We start from the raw sequence: 16,093 nt of genomic DNA, 5'->3' as shown, positions 1-16,093 counted from the left end.
AGCGGCAGCCTGCGGCACCTTGCCAGCGCGGCGCGAATCCCGATCCGGAAGCGTTGGATCCGATTAGCGTCGGTAGGCGCGGCCTTGAACCGAATTTTGCCATAGGGCACAATTGCATTATGCAAGTAGCGATCAGCGGTGCTGGAGTCGCGGGAGTCGCGCTCGCACACTGGCTGCAGCGCACTTGCCACACCCCTACGGTGATCGAGCAGGCGCCGCAATTCCGCACCGGCGGCTACCTGATCGACTTCTGGGGCGTGGGCTACCAAGTGGCCAAGCGGATGGGCATCGAAAGCACTCCCAACCGCCGGGTACCAGGTTGAGCGGCTGCGTTCGGTCGGCTCCGGCGGCCAGATCCAAGCCGAGGTTCGCATCGACGTCTTTCGACGGATGGTCGGCCCGGACCTCACCAGCCTGCCCCGCGGCGATTTGGCCGCCGCGATCTACGCCACCGTCAACGGCAAAGTCGAAACCATGTTCGGCGATAGCATCACCAAGGTCGATCAGCGTGACGACTGTCAGGCTGACGTTCAGCAATTGCGCTCCAAGGGATTTCGACCTTGGTCGTAGGCGCCGACGGGCTGCACTCAAACGTGCGTCGGTTGGTCTTCGGCCCGGAGCGCTCCTACGAGCACTACCTCGGCTGTAAGGTCGCAGCCTGGGTCGTGGAGGGCTACCGGCCACGCGACGACCTGAGCTACGTCACCTACAACACTTCCGGCCGGCAGGTGGGGCGGTTCGCGCTGCACGGCCACCGCACGATGTTCGTCTGCATCCTTCGCGCCCCGCGCTGCGGCGTCGATGAGGCGCCAAAAGGCCAGCTGCACAACGCGTTCGGCGGGGCCGGCTGGGAATGTCCTGAGATCCTGGCCACCCTCGACGATGTCGACGACCTCTACTTCGACGTTGTGAGTCAGATCCGAATGGAAGGTTGGTCACGCGATCGGGTTCTGCTCATCGGCGATGCGGCCGGGTGCATCTCGCTGCTCGGCGGCGAGGGTACCGGCCTGGGCATCGCCGGGGCTTATGTACTGGCCGGGGAACTGGCGCGGGCTAGCGGCGACCACCACCGCGCCTTCGGCGCCTACGAGCAGCGGCTGCGCCCGGTCATCGCGAAGAAGCAAGCCCCCGCGGCGAGATACATCGGGTTCTTCGCCACCCGGACCCAGCTCGGGCTGTGGTTTCGCAACGTGGCGATGCGCGCGATGAACTTCGGACCGCTTGCCGCGCTGTTGGCCGGTAGCGTGCACGACGACTTCGAATTGCCTGACTATGGCATCTAGTGCCACTGCTGGTGTAGTCCCCGGCTGGTTGTCGTGCTCGAGTAATCCTGGTCACTTGAGTCACTTCAGTCAGATGGGTGGGCACACTCACTGTTGGTCGATGGGTGACCGGTGTGGCGGGGTGGCTCACGTTGGCGTCGGGGTGATGAGATCGGTTGTCGGACCGCTGCGTTGGTTTGCGGTGGGCACCGGCGAATCCAGTGCGTTGTTCGCTGTGGGTGAACATGTGAAATCGGTTGTTCGGCAGTCACTTTCTGCCCGGGTTTGTGTCAGAGGCCGCCGATAGGTTGGGTGTCATGGCGGAGCGCGAAGCGATCACGGCGGCCTTCGACGGGTTGGATGCCGCGCTGGATGTGGTGGTGGGTCTGGACTTTGACGCGTTGACCACGTTGGAGTGGTTGGCGTTGCTGGAGCGCTGCGAAAAAGTGCGCCGGCGCCTACCCGTACCCGAGCACCAGCTGATCAACCACCTGGCCCGCCAAGCCAGCGCCGAAGAGCTGGGCGGCAAACTGTCGCATGCGATCGCCGAGTGGACACTGACCAGCCGCGCCGAGGCCACCCGGCGCATCAACGCCGCCGCCGATCTGGGGCCACGGCGCGGGCTCACCGGTGAACCGATCGCCCCGGCGCTGGCCGCCACCGCCGCCGCCCAACGCGACGCCAAGATCGGCGCCGAACACATCACCGTGATCCGCCGGTTTTGCCGGCAGCTGCCCGGCTGGGTCGACCAGCCCACCCGCGAGCGCGCCGAAGCCCAACTGGCCCGCCAAGCCAGCCAGTTTCGCCCCGAACAACTCGCCGAGCTGGCCGCCACCCTCGCCGACTGCCTCAACCCCGACGGCACCTACACCGATCAGGATCGGGCGCGGCGGCGCGCTCTGACGTTGGGCAGCCAACACGCCGACGGCATGTCGGAGCTGCGGGGACTGATCACCCCCGAACTACGCGCCACCCTGGAAGCGGTGCTGGCCAAACTGGCCGCCCCGGGCATGTGCAACCCCGAATCTGAAAGCCCATGTGTCGAGGGCACCCCCAGCCAAGACGCCATCGACGCCGACACCCGCTCGGGCGCGCAGCGCCACCATGACGGGCTGCTTGCCGGGCTGCGCACCCTGCTGGCCTCCGGAAACCTGGGCCAACACAATGGGCTGCCCGCCTCGATCATCGTGTCCACCACGCTCAAGGATTTGGAGTCGGCCGCCGGCGCCGCACTGACCGGCGGGGGCACCATCGTGCCGATGTCGGATGTGATCCGCCTGGCTCGCCATGCCCACCACTATTTGGCGGTTTTCGACCAAGGCAAAGCGTTGGCGCTGTATCACACCAAGCGGCTGGCTTCCCCGGGGCAGTGAATCATGTTGTACGCCAAGGAACGTGGCTGCACCGCCCCAGGCTGCGACGTCAAAGGCTACTACGGTGAAGTCCACCACGTGATCCCCTACGCCCAATCGCCCACCACCGACATCAACCAACTCACCTTCGCCTGCGGACCCCACCACAAACTCCTCGACAACGGCTGGACCACCCGCAAAAACACCCACGGCGACACCGAATGGCTCCCCCCACCCCACCAAGACCGCGGCCAACCCCGCACCAACACCATGCATCACCCCGAAAAACTGCTCCGCCACGGAGACGACGACGACGAACCCCCATAGCCGGCACCGCAATGACATTGCAGCGCAACGCCGTACCGCGGCAGACGCAAACCGCAAACAGGCCGGCCAACCGCCCTCAGCGGATCGGCGCCACCGCGGGCTTCAGGTCGCGCCGCGCACGCCGCTGGCACCGTGAGTCGCGGGCAGGGCCGCGGCACCCCGTACCGGCGGCAGGTCATTGATCGCCCGGACGCGGATGCGCGCGCCGCGATGCGGCACCACGACGACGTGCTTGAGCTTCTGCCGTTCGCCGGGCTCGGTGGTGGTCGTCAACACGGCCCGCCGCAAGATCTCCCGCAGGACCACCCGCATCTCGACCAGGGCGAAGGTCGCGCCGAGGCAGCGCCGGTTGCCGCCGCCGAAGGGGAACCACGTGGCCGGACTCAAAGTCGCGCCGAGCATGCGATCCGGATCGAACCGGTCCGGTTCGGGGTACAGCGTGGCGCTGCCATGCACCAGACCGATCCCCGGAGCAACCATGGTTCCCGCGGGCAGTCGATAACCGGCCAGATCCGCCGGTTTCGTCAGGATCCGGCCCACGTCGAACACCACCGAGCGGATCCGCAGCGTTTCCTTTGCCACCGCATCCAGATACTCGTCGCCGGCCGGGTCACCCACCGCGCTGGCATCGGCGGCTCGTACAGCCTTGGCGAGGACGGCCGGGTGGCGGGTCAGCCGCTCCAGCGCCCAGGACAACGCGGTCGCGGTGGTGTCGTGGCCTGCCACCAGCAACGTCATCAACTGGTCGCGAAGCTCACCGTCGGTCAGCGAATCTGTGTCGTGGTGTGCGCCGCGGACCAACATGGCCAAGGCGTCGGTGCGTGTCGTGAGATCGGGATCGACACGGCGATCAGCGATTTCGGCGTAGAGCAGTCGGTCGGCTTCCGCGATGCGCCGGCGTAGCCCGCGCCACCCACGATGACGCAGCAACTCCGGCTTGACCAATGCCGGCGACTCCCACGGACGTACGCGAAGCAGCCGGGGCATGACGTCGCGCAGCGCAGCCAACCGGACCGGGTCGCTGGCACCGACCACTGTTCGCAGGATCACCTCGAGGGTGATCTGGGACATCTTGGGCGCCACCGCGAAGTCGCGTCCCACAGGCCAGGTGGCAATGTTCGCCGCGGCGATCTCGGCCATCAGCGCGGCCTGCTGTGCGACGGCATCGCGGTGGAATGGCGGCAGCATCATGCGGCGACGATCCCGGTGCAGGTCGTCGTCGATCACCAACAGGGAGCTGTCGCCGAGCAGCCCTCGCAAAATCGAATTCGCTTCGCCGGCGTGAAAGACGCTCGGGTCACCGCCGAACACGGCCTTGATATCGGCGGGGTCAGCCAGATAGACGATCTTCCCCACCCCGACGACCCGCAAGGTGAAAGCGGCACCGTAGCGGCAGTGACATGCGGCCACGAAATGCGACCCGCGGGTCAGCATCATCAACGCCTGTACCCATCGGGGCAGCCGAGGTCCGCGCGGCAGTGACCTGGAATCGCCCATCGGTACAAGTCTAGGTCGGTACCGGCCCGGCCAGCAGCGCGCCGGCACATTGACGGCGTTCCGCCTGGGTGCGCGTTGGCCGCGCTTCCGGTTCCTGGCACTCCCTGGAAACGTCCGCTGTCGTCGTCGGATCCACTGCCCGGGCGGACTCGGCGAACGCGCACAACCGCATCGATGCCATAGGGCTTCGCGCTATGAAATGTTTCAATCAGTCACGAATGAAGCTCAATTCCCTGTCTGTGCCGATCCGGCGTCGTGGAACCGACGATTACGCAAGAACTTTTCAGCGCGAGCGGCGCGCACAACGTTTTCGCTGGTCCGAAACGCTTGAGTGCTGCGTTCGATGGGCATGATCGGCAGGGTCGCGGCCTGACGCAACACCATAATGGCGAGGGCAGGAGAAGTTCGGCACGGTACCACTAGGAGATTCGCCGATTCTTCAACGCCCGTGACCCTCATCAGCCGTTGGTGGCCGATGATTCCGCCGGGGTTCGCCATCCTCATGCAGTTCATCAAGTCCAGGTCTGGTGAACCCGCCACCGACGACCAGTTGATGCTGATTGCGGCAATCTCGCCCAGCCGCGTCGACAGCGCATCAATCAGCTCGGGAAGCTCCCCAGCTATCGAAGCCTTGTGCGGCCACCATCCCCCGTCCAGTGGTGCGCCCAGGTTCGTCGCCAAGGTAAGCCGAACCGGGCTGGCCAGGCGTCGTCCGTGTACTGCTGCGTTCACGGAACGGACGCAGTTTCCAACCGAACCGCGCGCGCAGTTCGGGCGGTGACACGAGGGTGCGCGGCGAACTCCGGCCCGGCGGGTATCAACGAAATCGTCACTGCCAGTGGGCGATCCCGACATTGCCCAAGGAGATTCATCGCAGATCCCTCCGCCTAGGTCTGACCCGGCACAGGTATGTGAGGGACGACAAACGAAGCCAATCAATGATCGTCACGCCCGCAGTGGTCGCACCCGAGGATCCAGTTTGGCTAAGGAACGTTCATCAGCAACGCTACACCTCGCGGGGACTCGAACCGCAACATATTCGAAAAGTATTGAGCGAACTACTAATTCGCCAACGACCAGGTGAGGATGCACGCATGGTACAGCGAGCCTCACCGAACGTGCTACCTTGATGAAGGATGTCCTTTCCGTACATCCGTTTCTAAGAAGAGAGAAGTAGAAAAAGTTATGACACAGGGGACTGTGAAGTGGTTCAACAGCGACAAAGGCTTCGGTTTCATCGCTCCTGACGGCGGTGCAGAGGATGTATTCGTTCACTACACAGAAATACGCGGGAGCGGTTATCGATCACTCGAGGAGAACCAGCGGGTTCAGTTCGAGGTCGGCCAGGGTGCCAAAGGACCCCAGGCAATGGGAGTGACACCCGTCTAAGCTAAGAGACCGCTTCATCAGGTGGGCTGGCAGGCAGTGTCCCGCCGGCCCACCTCGGTTTTGCTGTACTAGCCTTTATCCGCCGGAGCGGCGTACGATCCTGAAACCGGGACCAACCAGGCCCCATACGAAGGGTCAGTCGCGTCCGATAAGTCTCCCCGCCAATCTCTGGGCAAGAAATCCAGCCAGACGCTTAAGCAGAAGTGTGCCGCCAAACGTGCCAAAGCAGAACACGGTCGCCAGGGACGATTCGCTGAAGCCGAATCGCCACTGAGACAGTGGCTTTCGCGGCCATGGCCCTTAAGTCTCGCCCGGTAACTCTCACGACATCGCATTGTTTGTCTGAAAACATCGGCGTGCAATGCTTTTCGATCCAAATCGGCAATCAGCGCGCCGGGGAATAAGCACCCCGAACACAGCAAACAGGCGGGTGCGCGCCGGCTGCCGGCTGCCGGCTGCCGGCTGCGAGTAGTATCTGACCATCGGCGGTACCTCGCACGCGACCATCTGAGATTGCGTCATCACCGAAATGGTTTGGCCGGACCGCGGCCGAGACGGGAGCGTCGGATGACGCGAAAACGAGACTCAATCACAGCCGGCTCCCGGCACACACCGCCGGAGAACACCCCGCGCCTGCGCTTGAAACCCAAGGCGCCAACTACCGGGTACGTCGATGGGGCATGGTGGCCGCACGGCGACGACCTTCCGATTGAACTGCCCGACCTGCTGGCAGTACTGTCCGTACGGCTCGGACCCATCGACCGCGTGACATACCACCTGGCCGAATGGGCGGAAGCACCGGCAAAGATGCGCGTCGGTCAACGACTGGTAAAACTGTCCGGTTACTACCGGCAGCCGCCGAATACCATCGAAGTGTTCGGTGTGAACCAAAAGATCGTCCTGCTGGTAGTTCCCCATCACACCGACCCGCACCACGCACAAGACTCCATGAGGGCGGCTGCCACCCGCGATAACGCCTCGACAACCGACTGCCTGCTCCATGACTAGTACCCGAGACGGACAATAGGTGCCTTCGGTTTAGGTTGTTATGCAACGAGTTCGGGCACAGACTGCACCGTTGTTACTGACGCCGGCTACGCGAATGCTTCGTCACGTGTGACGTCATTTGCGTTACGACTGAGCGGCCCTGCCCCCGGGGGAATTCACGTGCGGCCGCCACAAGAATGTCCACCGAATCGGCGATACCGTTTGCTATGGCATCGACGGCGGGTACGTTGTCCGGACACACGCACACGCTCAGATCCAGCACGTCGCCGCGAGCGGTCATCGCGATGTTCAGCCCGCAATCTCCTTGTAGCGGGTCCACCGTTTGCATACCAACAACTTTGACACCTGCGCAGTATGCCGGCACCGGCTGGCCGGAAAAATACGATACGTTGCCATGACAGTTTCCCGGAGGCCGTTGCCGCAAGCCCAGGCTGGCATCAAGTCGCTTCGCCGCCTGACGGATAGCCGACTGGAATACCGCCGCGATGCTCGCCAAATCTAAACTTGGCCTTGATTTTTCGGGATTGCGCAGCCTCGCTGAGTTCAGCCTGTCGGTGGCAGTGTGGAGATTGACCAGCACCTGAACGGGATCGCTGAGTTGTACTGGGATACCAATTCGACCGACGGCCAGCGCATTACCACAAGATGCGGGATTACCCCCTGACAGCGGCAGCGGCACCCGCATCAGCAGCGGCTTGTCAGGCACAGTGTCGTAGCGTTCGAGCCAGGCGCGCAAGGACAATGTGCACGCCGCCAGAAAAACGTTGGTGACGGAACCGCCAAACGCATGGCTCACCGCATCCAGGTCGGCTCGCTGTATCGAGGCGAAGGCCACCGCCCGCCGCCTGGTTAGCGGCGCATTGAACACACAGTCCGGCACCGGCGAGCTCCTCGACGACACCGCCGGCGGCATCTGAAGGAGTTCACTCAAGCCGGACAACATACCGCGAGCGGCCAGCACCACGTCGCTTGCGGACCCTGCCAGCTGCCAAAGGCTGCTGACATAATTCTCAACGAGCCCGCTAATTGCATCGGCAACGAATTCGCCGAAGCAGGGTGCGCCAGTGCCCGGCCCAGCCGACTGAGGATCAGCGGGGTCTTCGTGTGGGCTCGACCGAAGTAGCCGCGACCACACGTACTCTGGGCCACTCCCGGCAATATCGAGTGCGGGCGACGTCGCCACCACCAGCGCCCGCCGACTGCCAGCCAAACCGTCGATGATCCAGGCTTTCCACCCGGCCTCCGGGCGATCATATGGTTCGACAATCAACTGCGCTATGAAGTCGGCCAACTCACGTTGTCCGCCGGGCGCGCAAATCGTCGCGCTGCGAATCGGCGACGTTGGGTCGTCGTCATCGATCTGGGAACTCAAGCGCTTTGCCAGTCTCAGGGGCGTGGCAGCCAACCGGCTGCCGAAGCGGTCCGGCTGTGCCAACGACGAGTCGATCAGCTGATGTAATCGCTGATGACTGAGCCGATCGGATGGCTCCATGACAATCACTGCAATCGTGCCGGACGGCATCGCCGTTCGGAAGTAGCGCCGCACCCCATCTGCGTTCACAGTGCGGGTACCATCAGCATGGTCTTGCCTTGTCAGCTGAAAGCTGTTGTGACACAGCCTCTATAGCGCCTGGCGAATATCGGCGATGAGGACTGGCCACTTCGATGGAGGCTTTGGGGGCCAGACATGTCAGCACCTGGGCTGTCATATTCCTAGTTGTTCCTGCTTCAGCTCGCTGAGTTGGTCCCGAGTTCAGCCAGGGCACGTGTGGTGACTCTTGGTGCCAGAGCCGGCGTGCAGCTGCACTACCGCTCTACGGTGGCCGCATGCGAGACCGTTGCTTCCGACGGTACGTCGTCAGTGCGAAAACCGCTACGCGTCCTGACCGCCGGGTTTCGCTAACTTGTCAGTTGTGGGCGGCAATTCGAGCACGAACTACAACACGACTGCGATCGATGGCCGCGCGGCAACGGCCCGGGTCACTTGGTACCGATCGCATTCGCTTGAATCTTGTGCCCCGCTGATTGCGGCTTGACTGGCACCTGGAGTCGAAGCGTTCGGCGTTTGGGTATTTGCCGAGCCCTTAGCTTAGGTAGCGGATGCCCCGGGCCCGGTCGCGCTCGACGAACTGCTCAACCCGGCCCTCATGACGCTCCCAGCCTCGACCGTGCGTGGCCGGCAGCGGGTGCGGGTCGTCGTCGCCGCGGAACACCTGGTTCAGTGGTGTTGCATACCTCGCTTGCCTGCCAGACGCTTGCCCTGCATGTCCTCGCCCGAGGCGGTGAGCGCGAGCGCGATCATCACGTCGGCGTAGGTGACAAAAAGCCCGATCCAGTACGCCCACTTCATCGTGGAATCCGGCTGCGACACGAAAAACATGACCAGGAAAATCGGCCCGACAATGCCGAACACGAACATCATCAGCTGAATGACGACGTAGCGCCGCAAGGTTGCCACTCTGCAAACTCCCATCCTGCTGGGTGGCGGGTCGGCTCACCTTACCGCTATTCCCCGGGGACCGGTCGTCGTCCGAATCTTCTTGTGCCCGAGCTACCTTCTGCCGAGCAGCTGTCGCGGCGGGCGAATGTTCGAGGTAGTCCATTACCATCTGCGTCGTCGTCTCGGTGCTCGGGGGATGGCTGGGCCGCAGGTAGCGGATCGGCACCGTCACCAGAATCCGCCACGGCCTGGCGAGTTGTACTGGCGGGCCGCTGGCAACCAGTCCCGCCAGCGCCACTTCGCCTCGATGGTGGGGTCGTTGGCCATCAGGTAACGGGCTCCGGCGATCCACGACGACACGAACAGCGGGGCCGTCATCAGCATCGAGACCGCTCTGATCATGTAGTTTCCGCAGATGTTTTGGTTTTGGTAGACGTCGTATACCAACGCGCGGTGCTCGATCTCCTCGGGCCCGTGCCAGCGCAACAGGTCCAGCATGACCGGGGTCCGTTCCTGCGTCGTCCAGGCCCCGTTTTTTGGCTCTACTGCCATGAATGTGGATGACGGCCCGCGTGGTATGGCAGTTCGAGATTGCCACGACGAGTCGACCTTACGCGTGTCGTAGCGTTGCCGTGTCGTGAACTCGCATCGTGGACACGCCAGCCGCCGCCTGCACAACCCGACCCTCACCCACAGCTCGCCGTCAACTACAGCAGTCTTGCCGGCCCGCACACCGGGCAGCTCCAGGACAGCATTGAGTAGGGTTGACGCGCGCACGGACGGCTCCAGAATCGATCGGGGTCAGAGCCATCGAACCTAGATCACGTCCGTGCGCCCCCAGCTCACCGGCCACCGCCCATACCACACGCTCCCCGACCCACACCTACGTCAGCAGAGCCCGTTTTTTTGAATTACCCACTGGCCGAGCACCGCGGTGAAGTGTTCCAGCGCTGCCCCGTCGGCCACCCGGCGATAAAGCCACCATCGTCGTAACGGCTGGGGCCAGTTGGTGATCAGCCGCTCCTCCCACCTAGCCGAGGCGTGTCATGTGTCGGCACCAGAGCGGCCGCCCCCGGCCTCGGACGTCGCTGCCAGCACGGCAGACCGGGCGGCGCCCGCTGACCGCATCCGGATATACCCGCGGGAACCGACGGTGAAACCACCTACCGTCCCTGCGTGACGATGAGGTGGCGGTGCCGACTTCGGCAGGAGATTAATCACGTTGGGGCACAAGGTATTACGACGATGCGGCAGCGCGCCGTTGGCCGTCCGCCACGCGGGTCCGCTGGCGCGGCCCGACACCAGTGTACGGTGACCCGGCCCATGTGCGATCGATGCGCGCGGGTTCTCCTGTCGAATCGTCCGGCCGCTTACCCGGTGATCTCGAGCAGACCGGGTGCCCGCCGCCTTCTCTTCGCATGGGCCGTTCGGCAGCGCACCTGCCACCCGACGACCAGCAGCCACGAGATGGCGACGAGCGTGAAGACGGCTATCGCGACCTTGACGGACCACTCGGACGGATACACCACTCCGGTGATGTAGTGCGCAATGAAGCCGTCCGGCGACAGCGGCGCCATCCCGGCATGCGCTCTGCCCCATCGCTCAAGGCCTGTCAGCGGACAGTTGAGGTGCTCGGTGACGCTCACCATCGACCACCCCACCGCCAACGCGTGACAGGCAATCGTCCGAGGCCATCGCAACGCGACGAACCCGCCGGCCACCAGGTAGGCCAGGTGGGCAAAGTGGACGGCAACCGCCGCGACGACTACGGCGATGTACACCAGCGAACCGTCCGGTCTGCGGTCAACGCGTGCACCCTTCCGTCGCGCATCCGAGGGGGCCCCTTACCACGGTAGATCGGATGTCCGCCGATTTCACCGAGGTTGCGCACGGGTTGCGGTACGGCACACCCGGCGAGAGGCATTCATCAATTTCCGTGACTCAACACCTCCCCAACGGGGTAACCGGTTGGCGTGACGAGAAGCGCCCAGTGTCTCGATGAGCAATCCGGCCAGGCCGGACGCGAGCCGATATACCGCTGGCGGTTGTCCACACAGTCGTGTCCGCGGTGTCCGGCCGGCTAACGCATCCGGCCTAATAGCTGGCCCCACAAGAAGCACAAAAAGCACCACAAAAAGCACCACAAGAAGCAGTAGTAAAGGAGCATTTCGTGACACTCTCAAAATCCCCGTCGACGGTGGTCATCACCGGAGCCAGCGCCGGTGTCGGGCGTGCCGCCGCCCGCGAATTCGGCAAACACGGTGCCCGGGTAGGACTGCTGGCCCGCGGCCAAGCCGGACTGGATGCGGCCGCCGCGGAGGTGGAGGAAGCCGGCGGGCAGGCGCTGGCCATACCGACCGATGTCGCCAGCTACGACGAGGTCGAGGCGGCGGCCGAACAGGTGGAGGACTGGTTCGGGCCGATCGACGTCTGGGTCAACGTGGCGTTCACTTCGGTGTTCGCGCCGTTCCATGAGATCACTCCCGACGAATACCGTCGCGCGACCGACGTGACCTACCTGGGCTTCGTCTGGGGCACCATGGCGGCGTTGCGCCGGATGCGGCCCCGCGATCACGGCACGATCGTTCAGGTCGGGTCCGCCCTGAGCCACCGCTCAATACCGCTGCAATCGGTCTACTGCGGGGCCAAACACGCGGTCAACGGATTCACCGAGTCGCTGCGCACCGAGTTGTTGCATGACAACGGCAACGTCCAGGTGACCGTCGTCCAGATGCCGGCGCTGAACACGCCGCAGTTCTCCTGGGTGTTGTCCCGGCTGCCGCGACAGCCGCAACCGGTACCACCGATCTACCAACCGGAGGTCGCGGCGCGAGCGGTCTACTATGCGGCCAACCACCCCAAGCACAAGGAATACTGGGTAGGCGCCAGTACCACCGCCACGCTGTTGGGTCAGCGACTGTTTCCCGCCCTGCTCGACCGCTATCTGGCCCGCAACGGCTACTCGTCGCAGCAAACCGACCAGCCCAACACTGAAGCCGCTAACCTGTGGCAGCCGGTGGACGACGGGGACGGCAAAGATTATGGCGCGCATGGGGTTTTCGACGGCCGTTCGCACGCGGTCAGCGCACAATGGTGGCTGCGCGAGAACGCCAAGCCGCTGGCGGTCGCGGCCGGCGCGGTACTGGCCAGCATCGCCGGCGCCGCCGCTCGGCACTGATCGCTGCGAGGGATGCCCATTCCGGCCGCCGATATGCACCGACGCGGCTCGGCACCTCACGTTTGGCAACCTGTACTACCCTACAAACAAACACTAGGTATAACGTTAAGATATTTACTGAACTCACGCCGCTGGCCTTTAGGTTTAGGAGGCGAATCCGGTGGTCGCTCTCAAGATGCTGCTAGTAGGCGCGTTCGCCGCAGGCGTGGTGGTGGCGAACGAGCCGATGGCGCAGCCCGACCCGCTGACCCCTGGCCAGACGCAGTACCTCAGCGACGGCGAGGACGATCGGCCTTGCCCGGATGGGACATGCCAGCGGCCACGCCAAGCTACCAAGCCACCTCGCGGTGTCATGGGGTGTGTCAGGGGTGCCTGCGTTCCCCGGCGCGTTCGCCCATGACCAACTGAACTGCTGGCTGGCGCGAAATGCCCTCCCCTGCAATTGGTTTCGCGGCCAAGCCGGTGGTGTGTCGATAGCCGAGCATGGCTGCTAACCTAGCCGGCTATGGGTGCCTTGGATGGACGCGTGGCCTTCATCACCGGCGGGGCTCGAGGGCAGGGGCGTGCACACGCCTTGGCCCTGGCGGCCGAAGGGGCGGACATCGTCATCGGCGATGTGCCCGCGCCGATGGCGAACCTGAGCTATCCGCTTGGCACCGAGGAGGAGCTGCACGACACGGCCAAGCGAGTCGAAGAGCTGGGCCGGCGGTGCCTGCCGATCACCCTCGACGTTCGCGACCCCGACCAAGTTAGCGCCGCGGTGCAGCAGACGCTCGACGACCTGGGCAGCCTGGACATCGCGGTGGCCAATGCCGGCGTCGTCAGCACCGGGCCGTTGGATGAAGTCAGCGATCAGGTGTGGCAGCAGCTGGTGGACACCAATTTGAAAGGCACGTTTCATACTCTGCGGGCGGCCATTCCGGTGATGCGGCGCCAGCGCTACGGCCGGATCGTGGTGACATCCTCGATGGGCGGGCGAATGGGCATCCCCGAACTCGCCGCATACAACGCCACCAAATGGGGTGTCATCGGACTGGCCAAGTCGGTGGCGCTGGAGGTCGCCAAAGAAGGCATCACGGTCAACGTCGTCTGCCCGACAACCACCCAGACACCGATGGTGCAGCCGACTGGAAGTGACGACGTTCCCGACGATTTGGTGCGCCGCATGATGAAAGCCAACCCGATACCGCTGCCCTGGCTGCAGCCCGAGGATGTCAGCCGTGGAGTGGTCTACCTGGTCACCGACCCCGGGGTCATCACCGGCAGCGTCTTGGAGATCGGCCTTGGCGGCAGCGCCCGCATCCACTGACGTGGCGTTGTGATCGGCCGGTAATGTCGGCGACGGGGCCTGACCTAGCCGCTGCGGGATGCGAACTCCCGAAGTGACCGCGCCACCCGACCGGTGGCCCAGAGTCCTTAGCCGGCCGCGTATTTGGAGACCAGAACCGACACGGGAGCGAGGACCACGTGGCGCCCGAGCCTCGCGCTCGGTGGCCGCGATCACCATGAAGCGGTGCAGCGCAGGTGTGACGGCGGCTGGGTTTCGCCCGGCAGCGCGGGCCGCGGTTCGTACCGTCGCCAGCTTGTCCGCGTACTCGTGCGGCGACACCACCGCAGTGGGGTACCACCCGTCGCCGTAACGTCCGGTCAACGCGAGCATGCGCGGACCATGGCCGGCGATCCAGATCTCCGGCACCCTGCCCGTTGCAGGCTTGAGGTCCACCGTCGCCCGGTCGAGACGAAAGTACTTGCTGCAGAACGTGATCGGTCCTCGTACCGACAGGCACAGCCGGACGATCTGCAGGGCCTCCTCCAGGCGGGTGACCGGGTGGGCGAAGTCCAGCCGGTAGGGGTCGATGTTCATCCGTTCGCCGGCCCCGATACCGAGGATGGGCGCGCGTTTGGTGAGATGCGACAGCGTCATCATGGCCCGGGCAATCAGAACCGGGTGCCGCCGAATCGATTCGGTCACCCCGACGCCCAGACGCATCCTTTCGACACGTGACGCGAGGTAGCCGAGCAACACCTGGTAGTCGAAGAATTCGTGCGGCGTGGGGCGTCTTGCGGCGAGCCAGGTCAGCTCCTGATCCCAGATAGCGCTGGGAAAGACTTTCTGGAAATGGTCGATGAGCATCACGGAGTCCAGCCGCATCGCCCGTGCTCCGAGGAGAAAGGCGCGAGTGGCGCTCAATGGAGGCTGGGTGCCCAACTGAAGCCCGATCGAGATTCCCGCGCTGCTCACGACGTACTCACCGGTTATCGCGCGACTGCCCGAGGATCCAGGCCCCAGCGAGCGTCGCAATCGGCATCACCCGTCTCCTTTATACCGGTGTTGCCGCAAGTCAAGTCCCGGCCGGGCTTACCGGGCTAGTGCCGAAAGTCCTTGGGAGTGTGACCATGTGGATCCGCGCTCGGGGTCGCGGGCAGCAACCGTGCCGCACCTGGTGACGCCAGTGCGCTGCGCCCTATGCCGCGCGGTGATGACCTGAATTCTGCCCGCTGGGGACTTCGGTCCCTAGCGACCGGTACCGCGTGAGCCAAGACTGAATTGGCAATGTCCGTGCAGCGGCGACTTGGCCCGCGTCCGTCACCGACGTGAGGTAGTGAAAGGGGAATGCCATGAATCGCGAGGTGTGCAAGTTTTTCTCCGGGTCGTTCGCTGCGCTCGCCTACGTCCACGCCGCGTATGCGGTGGCGACCTCTCGTGGGATCGTCGACGAGCCGGTCTTCCTGGGCAGAAGGTGGGGGGCATCGGACATATGTGGGCTGAGGCCGGTGTCTACGCTGCGGTCAGCCTGGCGCTCGGGTATGCCGGCGGGATTGCTAAACCTCAACTGCCGCAACATGAATCGACAATGACCAACATCGACTGTTCGCAGCTCGCGACATATTGACCCATGTCGAAGTCCGGTGAATCAGCCCGGCTGCTGCTCAACCAGCTGGCAGACGAACGCAGCCGACGCGTCGTCCCGGTATCGCACCGCCTTCTCAACGAGAACACCCGCTACGCCGGCGGCGCTACCCGCCCCGGGGCGGTGACCGAGGTGGTCGACGAACTGATCACCGCACGCGTCGGTATCCACCAGCTGCCCTGCCCCGAACAGCTGGCGTGGGGCGGCGTGCTCAAACGCCACAGCCTGCGGCTCTACCACTCCAAGGGCGGACCGCTGTATGCGGTGCGCGGCGCGTTGCTGAGCGCATTCATCGTGTGGACCAAGGTGGTTTACCGGCATCTGGCCCGGCGGGTCGCGCGTCAAGTGGCCGATTACCACCGGGCCGCGATCACGGTCGCCGGCATCGTCGGAATCGGCGCCTCACCTTCTTGCGGAGTGAGCACCACCCTTGATATGCGCGCTTCCCTGGAGGTGGTGGCCGCTTGCCCGGCGGCCGCTCTCACCCGAGACGTCATGAACGAGCAGGCCGTTCTGGGCTGCCGGTGCTGCGGGCAGGGCTTGTTCATCAACGCGCTCGACCGCGAGCTGACCCGCCGCCGACTGACCCTGCCCGCGTTCGAACACGACCTCGCCGCCGAACTACGCGGCCAACCCCAAGCGGTGCCCGCCACACCGGCGCCGAGAACACTGGGTACTGCGGCAGCGGCCGCAGCCCAGGGCCATTAGGTCAACCCGCACCCGGAACG

The 16,093-nt window shown here is 64.5% G+C and carries 11 protein-coding genes and 3 pseudogenes; 7 read left to right on the top strand and 7 right to left on the bottom strand.

Annotated features, from left to right (window positions below; genetic code table 11):
- The first annotated feature begins 119 nt into the window (after positions 1-119).
- Positions 120-1,283 (top strand): annotated as a pseudogene (locus tag EET10_RS04085) (FAD-binding domain).
- Between the two features lie 296 nt (positions 1,284-1,579).
- Positions 1,580-2,941: pseudogene (locus EET10_RS04080) on the top strand (HNH endonuclease signature motif containing protein).
- A gap of 102 nt (positions 2,942-3,043) precedes the next feature.
- Here EET10_RS04080 and EET10_RS04075 read toward each other — a convergent pair.
- Together EET10_RS04075 and EET10_RS04070 are read right to left on the bottom strand one after the other, a co-directional pair.
- Positions 3,044-4,438, bottom strand: a complete 1,395-nt coding sequence (locus EET10_RS04075) for a cytochrome P450 (protein WP_122501913.1) — start codon at positions 4,436-4,438, stop codon at positions 3,044-3,046.
- A gap of 225 nt (positions 4,439-4,663) precedes the next feature.
- The gene (locus tag EET10_RS04070) at positions 4,664-5,119 is read right to left on the bottom strand and encodes a DUF5994 family protein (RefSeq protein WP_051490205.1); all 456 of its coding nucleotides are present in this window, start codon (positions 5,117-5,119) and stop codon (positions 4,664-4,666) included.
- A 504-nt stretch (positions 5,120-5,623) separates the two neighbouring features.
- Between EET10_RS04070 and EET10_RS04065 the strand changes: the two genes are divergently transcribed.
- Complete coding sequence (locus EET10_RS04065) at positions 5,624-5,827, top strand: cold-shock protein (protein ID WP_036398548.1); 204 nt, start codon at positions 5,624-5,626, stop codon at positions 5,825-5,827.
- A gap of 639 nt (positions 5,828-6,466) precedes the next feature.
- A complete protein-coding gene (locus EET10_RS04060; RefSeq protein WP_425293901.1) occupies positions 6,467-6,835 on the top strand; it encodes a DUF5994 family protein in 369 nt (122 codons plus the stop codon).
- 73 nt (positions 6,836-6,908) lie between these two features.
- On the opposite strand, the gene EET10_RS04055 is transcribed toward EET10_RS04060, so the two are convergent.
- From EET10_RS04055 to EET10_RS04035, 4 genes are all read right to left on the bottom strand, one after another.
- Entirely contained in the window at positions 6,909-8,396 is a 1,488-nt protein-coding gene (locus EET10_RS04055; protein WP_036398554.1) for a wax ester/triacylglycerol synthase domain-containing protein, read from the bottom strand.
- A 657-nt stretch (positions 8,397-9,053) separates the two neighbouring features.
- Entirely contained in the window at positions 9,054-9,293 is a 240-nt protein-coding gene (locus EET10_RS04050; RefSeq protein WP_036398556.1) for a hypothetical protein, read from the bottom strand.
- Between the two features lie 210 nt (positions 9,294-9,503).
- Positions 9,504-9,827: a metal-dependent hydrolase gene (locus EET10_RS04045; protein WP_244601831.1), complete on the bottom strand. Its 324-nt coding sequence runs from the start codon at positions 9,825-9,827 to the stop codon at positions 9,504-9,506.
- A gap of 818 nt (positions 9,828-10,645) precedes the next feature.
- A complete protein-coding gene (locus tag EET10_RS04035; RefSeq protein WP_082273154.1) occupies positions 10,646-11,056 on the bottom strand; it encodes a DUF2784 domain-containing protein in 411 nt (136 codons plus the stop codon).
- A gap of 389 nt (positions 11,057-11,445) precedes the next feature.
- Between EET10_RS04035 and EET10_RS04030 the strand changes: the two genes are divergently transcribed.
- Positions 11,446-12,453, top strand: coding sequence for an SDR family oxidoreductase (locus tag EET10_RS04030; protein WP_036398560.1), 1,008 nt, complete (start codon positions 11,446-11,448; stop codon positions 12,451-12,453).
- A 505-nt stretch (positions 12,454-12,958) separates the two neighbouring features.
- Entirely contained in the window at positions 12,959-13,762 is an 804-nt protein-coding gene (locus EET10_RS04025; protein WP_036398562.1) for a mycofactocin-coupled SDR family oxidoreductase, read from the top strand.
- Between the two features lie 216 nt (positions 13,763-13,978).
- On the opposite strand, the pseudogene EET10_RS04020 reads toward EET10_RS04025, so the two are convergent.
- Positions 13,979-14,587: pseudogene (locus EET10_RS04020) on the bottom strand (LLM class flavin-dependent oxidoreductase); the annotation flags it as partial.
- Between the two features lie 763 nt (positions 14,588-15,350).
- Here EET10_RS04020 and EET10_RS04010 point away from each other — a divergent pair.
- Positions 15,351-16,073 carry a DUF523 domain-containing protein gene (locus tag EET10_RS04010; RefSeq protein WP_036398564.1) on the top strand — a complete coding sequence of 241 codons (723 nt, stop codon included), beginning with the start codon at positions 15,351-15,353 and terminating at the stop codon, positions 16,071-16,073.
- Positions 16,074-16,093 lie beyond the last annotated feature (20 nt).

The sequence above is a fragment of the Mycobacterium pseudokansasii genome (assembly GCF_900566075.1).
Classification (GTDB): Bacteria; Actinomycetota; Actinomycetes; order Mycobacteriales; family Mycobacteriaceae; genus Mycobacterium; species Mycobacterium pseudokansasii.
Note: the sequence above shows the minus strand (reverse complement) of the source record. Positions and strands in the feature narration are given on the sequence as shown.